A 7,947-nucleotide genomic window follows, 5' to 3' on the forward strand; every position below is an offset into this window, starting at 1 on the left:
CAATTCCAAGATTTGGTAGTGATGATGATTATTTTCGTGATGAGTATGAGGATGTTGCGTAAATAAAATAGCAGGTGCGGGGGGCTGCTTTTTAAAAATAAAGAAACCGTATGTTACATTAAGCACTAAAAAATCATAAAATTGAAATAATTATCTATATAGGTATATAAATAATCGTGAATAAAATAAAACGTATCATGTAGCCATAAAGCGTTTTATAGATAAAAATATTGGAGGGGGTAATGGACACTCTATCTACTAATAAATTAAATAAAAAAGAGAAAAATCCAAATTCCAAACAATCAATTTTAATAACTATAATACGTAGAGTGTTTTCTATCGTTTATAAAATATTACATAAGATATTGAAAACGTGCCTTTTTTCCTTTTCCTTTTTCTTTTGCTTATTCGTAAACCGGTTATTATTTTAACAGAGTTTATAGCAGGGGGGAGTTTGCTGGTGCTATTTATTTTTTTTACTGGATATGTAGCGGGCTCTGCACCTTTTGAACACCAAACAGCAATGGTCATTGGTTATATAGTTTTGATATTTCTAAGTTTAGCTGTCAATTGGGGGTACGATACGCTCCTATTACGGTTAGCTCCTCCCGGTTCTGATCTTATGCTTTTCAAGTAAAAGCTTATTAGAGAATGTTCATCAAGCTCTCCAATACGATAGAATGGTACTAACAAGAGCTAGTACAAAGAGGATGTATTTTAGGTTGTTTCTGTTTTAAAGCTTGCGCTAAATCATAATTTGTTTGCATAGCTAGCCAAGCACGTGCAGTACTCACACCAGCCATTTCAAGCCTAATAGCGAGATTGGGACTAATAGCAGCTTTCCCATTTAAAACCCTAGAAAAAGCTACACGAGACATACCAAGCCGTTCAGCTGTTTCGGTAACAGATAAACCAAGCTCTACGATTACATCTTCACGCAAGAGTTCTCCAGGATGTGGAGGGTTTTTCATCATTTTTTATCTCTCCTTATTCAATGATAATCTAGATAATCAACTAATTCGATATCTATACCAACAAAACGGAATATTACACGCCAATTTCCATTTACAGTAATTGACCAATACCCCTTAAGATCACCTTTTAGAGGATGCAATCGAAAGGACGGATAGTTCAAATCATTTGGTGATATAGCTACATCAAGAGCACCTAGAATACGTCTTAACTTTTGAGTATGAGCAGACTGAATTCCTTTTGTAGTACCAGTAGTGTAGAAGGCTTCAAGCCCTTTATGTTTAAATCCCAAAATCATGTTTCACTGTAATGTGTATCGTTATAAAATACAAGAAGAAATTGTTCAGTTAAGCCACCAATGTTACCATTATTGGTAACATTGTGAAGCGTAACTACTATGCTTTTATTAATTTTTTATTCTCTCTTCTGTATCTGTATATTTTAAGCATCAAAAATGCCTGCTAAAGCAGATTTTGAATTGATGAGGGTGTTGTAGCCTCTTATTTTATGGATAAATGGAGCTAATTATTTTTTCATCTAAGATAATCTTCAAGATCTATTTGATTACTAATGTCCATTTCTAAAGGTTTTCTATTCTCATATACACCTTGAATGCCGGCTGCTTTCATGCGATTTTTTAAGTTCTTTCTAAGAGCTATTTTGTGGATTTTAGCACTACCTTTCCAACCAAGGTTTGGGTTGAGACGGTAGGATCTGTTAATACCAATACGAGGACCTTCCAAAAGAAGATCCATAGCTATTAGTCTTTTTACGCTTCGATTAAAGTGATGTCTGGTAATACCAACTTTTTTAGCCAATTCCGTTTGATTGACGACTAATAGATTTTCGAAATCAAGACGAGAAGCCAGAATGAAAAACACCTTGAGATCATATCCGTTTAAATTACTTTTCGCTATTATAGCCATCGGATGTTGAGGCATTGCAATCCATTCCTTTTCAAATCCATTTTTGCTTTTTAGGTACAACACAAACAACAAAATCGTCCATAACCTTCCCTATTTTACAATCTATTTGGTATATTTTTTTATCCACGTAGTTAAAAAATCAAATGTTTTTTTCATACTATAAGGTGCTGTTTAAGCACCCCTAAAAGCTCCCCTTCTAATCATGATTTCGGAGCCGCGTGAGATGGACGAAACAAGACGTTAGGTTCTTTGTCAAGGACGCCGTTAGGCGCCACGTAGTGGCTTCCTTGACACTAAGAACCAAGACTTGTTAGTCCTCTCATTAAAAGCGGATCTGATGTCATGATTTTGGTGAGCGTACGGAGAGTTTGAGAGGCGGATAGCCTCTCATTTTATTGATTATGGACGAACGAAGTGAGTTCTATTTAGGAGATATTATTATTTAGGGGCAAATCTATTTTTGTTAGCAAGAGCCCTTAAATCCTTTCTTCTGAAATATATAGCACGTCCGCAACGAATAGGGGGCTGCCCTTGCATTAGAATGATCTGTTCGTCTTTTCGCATTTCTTGGGTAATTTCATGAGGATAAATTAAAGGTCTCTGCTGGGTGTTTACATTTTCTGTTCCTCTTGTATGGAATGCTCCTTGAGGTTTTCTTGAATTTTTCACTTCAACAGTCATTTTACCGCATGCCTTTGATATATTTTCAGCCGTTTTAATATCTTTAATAGCGGCATAACTTACAAAAGCACAACTTTCAAACCATGCCATAGCACCTGATGAACCAAAGTGACGTTCAATTTGTCCTACAGATTGGTAAAAGAGCATGAGAGATATTCCATACTTACGCCCACGGTCACGAGCTTCTTCTAAGATGTTCATATATCCTAACAGATCAATCTCATCTAAAACAAAGAGGACTCTTTTTGCATAATTACCATTAGCAGCTTCCATAGCTTTGAGAAGAGAACCGACAAGAATGCGTCCCACACCAGGGTAAGATTTTAGAATTTTGGACGGAATATTCAAAAAGATATCGATATTTCCTTTTGCGATATCAGTTGTTTTAAAGTCGTCACCACTTATAAGGTCGGCATAATTATCAAGGGAAAGCCATTGGGTATCTTTAGAAGCAGTAGCATAAACACCAGAGAAAGTTTGCGGTGCCATATTGGTAAAGACCCCAAGGGTTTCACGGATAAATTGCGATGAAGAACTTGATTGTATTGATTGCAATTTTCCAATAACCGATGGTTCTGGTTCCGATACAATCATACGAAGTGTTTTTAAGTTTTTTGCCTCTAACTTGTACTCATCAGAAAAGACGATATGTGCAAGTAGTCCTGTTAATAAATTATGTGCGTGTGATACAAAGAATTGATCGGTTGAAGTTGATTTATGGTTTTCGGAAAGAAGGAGTCTAGCAATTTCAACTAAACCCGCTTCCCTTTCATAGGCTGGAATGCTTTCATCTAATAACCAATCTAAAGGATTAAAAGTTTTTGTTGAAGTTCCATGAGGAGAAATAACATGTACGGTATTTTTGTTTAATTTTTGTCGTGCTTCTTCAACGATTGGAGCGATTTCAGTTGAAGGATCAAAAACGATCAGTGGACCGGAATATTTGAGACAAGTTGGAATAACATTGCTGGTTGTTTTATAACCACCAGAACCAGCAAAAAATAACATATGAGTTGAATCAAAATCAAGTTTGTATGTTAACAATGGCTGGCTACCACCTTTCCCCCATGTTGTTTTGTCTTTGGGATTAAATTGGACATCTTTAACAACATCTTCGTCGACTCTATAGCGCTCTCCTATAACTACTTCACCATCACTTGGAAAGATCATTTCAAGTTGTTTTATATTCATCCATTGAGCGCTGCCGAAAATCGTATTTTTTAATTTTTTCAAAGGTGATGTTTTTGGCAATGATAGATTCATCGTGAAACCAAGGATAATAATACCAATGATTGAACCGCTCAAAACCATCCTATCAAAGAAAGGAAAAACATCAGCCCATGTCATGTTATTTTGTCCTACATAAGGACTTAGTCTTATATATTCATTTATACTGTAGTAGGCAGCAAAAAGACAAAAGGAGATTAATGATGCTATGGTGATATTTTTTCTTATATGTCTTTTTTGTAATAGAATAAATGAAGAACATGAAAGTGCAATAAGGACGAGAATATCGAGAGGTTTTGAACGAACAAACCAATAAGCATCTTGGGTAGTACCATTTTCTGTAATTTCATTTATTGTTATATTTACAAGAAAAAGAATTATGATTGAAAAGAGGAAAGGGCATATTAAAAATATGATTTGTTTACGATCTAGGTTGTTTATCATTTTGACCCCGCGTATCAGCAAAAGCATGCTGTCCTATTTTTTGTAAATTTTTATATTCATTTGAATTTGTATCAAGTTTTGCAGCATGAATTAAACATCCTAAAATAAAAGACTTATCAGCATTTTTAAGACCAGCCTTTATGACAAGACCGCCTAGAATAATTTTTTCACGTGCATCTTTACGTCTTATTTCATCACTCAAAAATCTCCTCCTTTTTTCAATGCGTCTTAGTGATTTTATAGAGTTACCAAGATTATTCAGTTTTTTGCTGTTCTTTTTGAAATCGGTCTTTAATCTCCTCGAAAATATTTTTCCATTGATCGTTTGTTATATTTAATTCTGTTAATCCCGCTTCTGCTGCTAATAGTGCAATTTTTTCTCCTTCTTGTTTTTTAGCAGCTTTAATTCTTTCAAGAAGTTTTTTACTTTTTTCTTCCAGAGCTTTTTTTTCTTCCATAAGTTTTTCTAAAGATTTACGTGACATTTCAAACTCTCTTTTATTTTTTAATATTTATTTTTACTTAACAGAATAAATCTCCAATAACAATACTTAATAGTGCGCATTTATGCGCTCCTGAAAATGTCTTTTTTTCAAAAGATTTTTGAAGGCGCAATTATACGTTTTAAAGTAAAACGTTTTATGCTATAGATTATTTCTGTGAAATAAACACAATTTTTGGTAATTGTATCTTATGGCGAGTACGCATTTACAAGCTAAAATTATTGGTGCTGGAAAATCAGCAATTTCGGCTGCTGCCTATCGTCATAGGACAAGGATGTTTGATGAGTTAGAAGGATCTCATACGCATAGATATGATAAAGATAGGGACCTTGTACATTCAGAAATGAATATTCCAGAAGGTTCTCCAAAATGGATTACACAACAACTCAGTTATTTTGATACAAATGATAAAAAAAGTGAATGGCTGTGGAACACTGTGCAAAATAGTGAGCGCGTGAATGGACAGTTAGCAAGAGAAATAGTTATAGCGTTGCCATTAGAGTTATCACGAGATCAAAATATTTCTCTTGTACGAGACTTTGTAAAAGAAAACTTTGCATCACGTGGACTTGTTTCTGATTGGGTTTATCATGACAAGGAAGGAAATCCACATGTGCATATTATGCATACTTTACGTCCCGTTGTAGAGAATGGTTTTGGTCCCAAAAAAATAGCTGTCTTAAATGAAGATGGAACAGTAAAAAAATCTCTTGTTACTATTCGTGATAGACAAGGGAATGCTATAAGAAAAGAAGAGCGTATAGTTTATGAAACCGTCATAGGTCATAAAGATGCATTGAAGGATTTACGCAACTCATGGGGTGAGATTGCAACGATGCATCTTGCACTTGCAGGTCATGATATAAAAGTAGATATGCGTTCTTACAAAGAGCGTGGTTTATCTATAGAGCCAACCATTCATTTGGGTCAATCTGCTCATGCAATGAGTAAAAAAGGACTTGCTAGCAATGCGGTACAAGCTAATGAAAAAATAAAACAGAGATCTGTAGAGAAAATTAAAGAAAACCCTAATGAAGTATTGAAGTTGATTTCATTTGAGAAGTCGACATTTAATCGTGGTGATCTTGCTAAGATCATTAATCGATATGTTGATAATTCAAATGACTTTAATGATATTATGGTGCGTTTAGAACAAAGCAATAACCTGATTAAAATTAAAGATCATTCCAATCCTCATAAGATCATTTATTCAACAAAAGAAATATTAAAAAATGAATATGATATGGAGCGGTGTGTTGTTTCGTTGTTTCAAACGACAGGACACGGTGTAAGAGATAAACAGGTTTTAGAGGCAATAAAGTCTGTTGAGAATAAAGATAAGAGTAATAGATTTAAATTTTCAGAAGAACAAAGATTAGCCGTTCAGCATATTACAGATGATAAAGGTATTGCGGCGGTTGTTGGTTATGCAGGTGCTGGAAAATCCACTCTATTGGAAGCCGCAAATATTGCGTGGGTTAATAGTGGGAAGCGTGTATTTGGAGCAGCTCTTGCGGGTAAGGCTGCGGAAGGTCTTGAAGAGTCTTCAAAGATAAAAAGTAAAACTCTTGCTGCGTGGGAATTAGCGTGGAAAAATAAGAAAGATGAATTACGGGTTGGTGATGTTTTTGTCATTGATGAAGCTGGAATGGTTTCTTCAAAACAACTTTCGCATTTTGTCCAAAAAGTTGAAAAAGCAGGCGCAAAAATTGTTCTTGTTGGTGATAATATGCAGTTGCAACCCATTGCGGCTGGAGCGGCATTTCGTGCTGTAGTTGATAATATTGGTTATGTAGAATTATCCGGTATTAGGAGACAAAAAGAAGAATGGGGGCAAGATGCATCACGACAGTTTGCACGTGGACAAGTAAAGGAAGCTTTAGATCATTATAAAAATAGAGGATTCATTCGTGAGATTAAAACGCGTGACCAAGCCATAAATACTCTTGTTAAAGATTGGATAGATACACGAAGGAAAGTAGAACAAAAATGTGAGGAAGAAGGAAAAACTTTACGGGGTGACGAATTACTTGTTCTTGCTCATACAAATGCGTCTGTAAAAAAATTAAATGAAGAAATTCGTACCGCTCTTAAAGATGCTCGTTTACTTAAATTTGAAGATAGTACAAGCGTCACAAATTTTGATACTCTTAAGGGGCGTAGGGAATTTGTTGTTGGTGACAGAATTATCTTTCTTGAAAATGCTCAATTTGAAGAAAGATATGCCCCAGAATTAGGAAAGCAAAAAGTTAAAAATGGTATGTTGGGAACTGTTTTGTCTACACAAAATGAAAGAGGAAAACCGCTTTTAAAAGTGCGTCTTGACTCTGGTAAGGAGGTTGTTTTCTCCAATCAGACTTATCAAAATATTGATCATGGATATGCGGCTACAGTTCATAAGAGTCAAGGAGTTACCGTTGATAATGTCTTTGTTTTAGCCTCTTCATCTATGGATCAACATCTCTCCTATGTTGCAATGTCTCGCCATAGGCATCAGTCACATCTTTATGTAGCCGAAGAGGATTTTAAAAGCGTTCGATTACACGAACACAAACAGGTTAAAGGTACAATCACTGGTGAACTTGTTGAGGCTGGGTATGTTTCTTTTAGTGAAACAGCCAAAACCAAAACACCTTATGCGGATATAGCAACTTTCCGTGGAATTGAACGTGTTTATGGTGTAAATCTTCCCTCTGCGATAGATGGGGCTCGTATTGAGCTTGGTGATAAGATATCACTTCGTCAAGATAAAGAAACTATTGTTGTTAATAATAAAGAAATTAAAAGAAATGTTTTTAATGTTGATTTAATAGAACGCGGTGATCCTTCTTTTGTTGATGCTATCAAGCGGTCTGATCATGCCAATACCTATGAGAAATTGGTAGCAGCTTTTTCTAGATCTGGTGTCAAGACAACCACTCTCGATTTTTCTGAATCTCCTGATTATCGGGATTATATTGCCAAATTTACAGAAAATAGAGGAATTGATGTTTCTCAAGGTTTAGGGGAAAAAATTGCTTCTTATGTTGATTGTAATAAAGAATGGTTACAAAAACAAAAAAAGAAGATTGAATCCCTTTGGGATAGAGCAAAGACAAGTTTTTCAAAACTTCAAAAACAAGAGCACAATGTTGAACAATCGCAAAGAGATTTGAATAGGGTTTCGAAAGAAACAGAAAAAGCCCCATACCTTG

The 7,947-nt window shown here is 35.2% G+C and carries 8 protein-coding genes; 2 read left to right on the forward strand and 6 right to left on the reverse strand.

Features of this window, described 5'->3' with window-relative positions:
* Positions 1-460: 460 nt before the first annotated feature.
* Positions 461-637, forward strand: coding sequence for a hypothetical protein (locus ACFIK4_RS01050; RefSeq protein ID WP_375612418.1), 177 nt, complete (start codon positions 461-463; stop codon positions 635-637).
* Between the two features lie 49 nt (positions 638-686).
* Here the strand turns inward: ACFIK4_RS01050 and ACFIK4_RS01055 are convergent, their stop codons facing one another.
* From ACFIK4_RS01055 to ACFIK4_RS01080, 6 genes are all read right to left on the reverse strand, one after another.
* The gene (locus tag ACFIK4_RS01055) at positions 687-974 is read right to left on the reverse strand and encodes a HigA family addiction module antitoxin (RefSeq protein ID WP_005864567.1); all 288 of its coding nucleotides are present in this window, start codon (positions 972-974) and stop codon (positions 687-689) included.
* A gap of 17 nt (positions 975-991) precedes the next feature.
* Positions 992-1,270, reverse strand: a complete 279-nt coding sequence (locus ACFIK4_RS01060; protein ID WP_012755126.1) for a type II toxin-antitoxin system RelE/ParE family toxin — start codon at positions 1,268-1,270, stop codon at positions 992-994.
* A 235-nt stretch (positions 1,271-1,505) separates the two neighbouring features.
* Positions 1,506-1,913, reverse strand: coding sequence for a replication protein RepA (locus tag ACFIK4_RS01065; RefSeq protein ID WP_375634847.1), 408 nt, complete (start codon positions 1,911-1,913; stop codon positions 1,506-1,508).
* 423 nt (positions 1,914-2,336) lie between these two features.
* A complete protein-coding gene (traG, locus tag ACFIK4_RS01070; protein WP_375634845.1) occupies positions 2,337-4,250 on the reverse strand; it encodes a Ti-type conjugative transfer system protein TraG in 1,914 nt (637 codons plus the stop codon).
* Positions 4,228-4,452, reverse strand: a complete 225-nt coding sequence (locus tag ACFIK4_RS01075; protein ID WP_375674623.1) for a conjugal transfer protein TraD — start codon at positions 4,450-4,452, stop codon at positions 4,228-4,230. The genes traG and ACFIK4_RS01075 overlap by 23 nt, the downstream gene beginning before the upstream one ends.
* Positions 4,453-4,504: 52 nt before the next feature.
* Positions 4,505-4,735, reverse strand: coding sequence for a TraC family protein (locus ACFIK4_RS01080; protein ID WP_012755122.1), 231 nt, complete (start codon positions 4,733-4,735; stop codon positions 4,505-4,507).
* 208 nt (positions 4,736-4,943) lie between these two features.
* On the opposite strand from ACFIK4_RS01080, the gene traA reads away from it, so the two are divergent.
* Positions 4,944-7,947, forward strand: a 3,004-nt coding sequence (traA, locus tag ACFIK4_RS01085) for a Ti-type conjugative transfer relaxase TraA (RefSeq protein WP_375674625.1), incomplete at its 3' end; no start/stop codon positions are given.

Origin of the sequence: Bartonella sp. AP9QHHD, assembly GCF_042195625.1 — a bacterium.
Classification (GTDB): Bacteria; Pseudomonadota; Alphaproteobacteria; order Rhizobiales; family Rhizobiaceae; genus Bartonella.

Coding starts and splice junctions, on each gene's coding strand:
- ACFIK4_RS01060 (WP_012755126.1), bottom strand. CDS start 1,270: ATGATTTTGGGATTTAAACATAAAGGGCTTGAAGCCTTCTACACTACT.
- ACFIK4_RS01065 (WP_375634847.1), bottom strand. CDS start 1,913: ATGCCTCAACATCCGATGGCTATAATAGCGAAAAGTAATTTAAACGGA.
- ACFIK4_RS01055 (WP_005864567.1), bottom strand. CDS start 974: ATGATGAAAAACCCTCCACATCCTGGAGAACTCTTGCGTGAAGATGTA.
- ACFIK4_RS01080 (WP_012755122.1), bottom strand. CDS start 4,735: ATGTCACGTAAATCTTTAGAAAAACTTATGGAAGAAAAAAAAGCTCTG.
- traG (WP_375634845.1), bottom strand. CDS start 4,250: ATGATAAACAACCTAGATCGTAAACAAATCATATTTTTAATATGCCCT.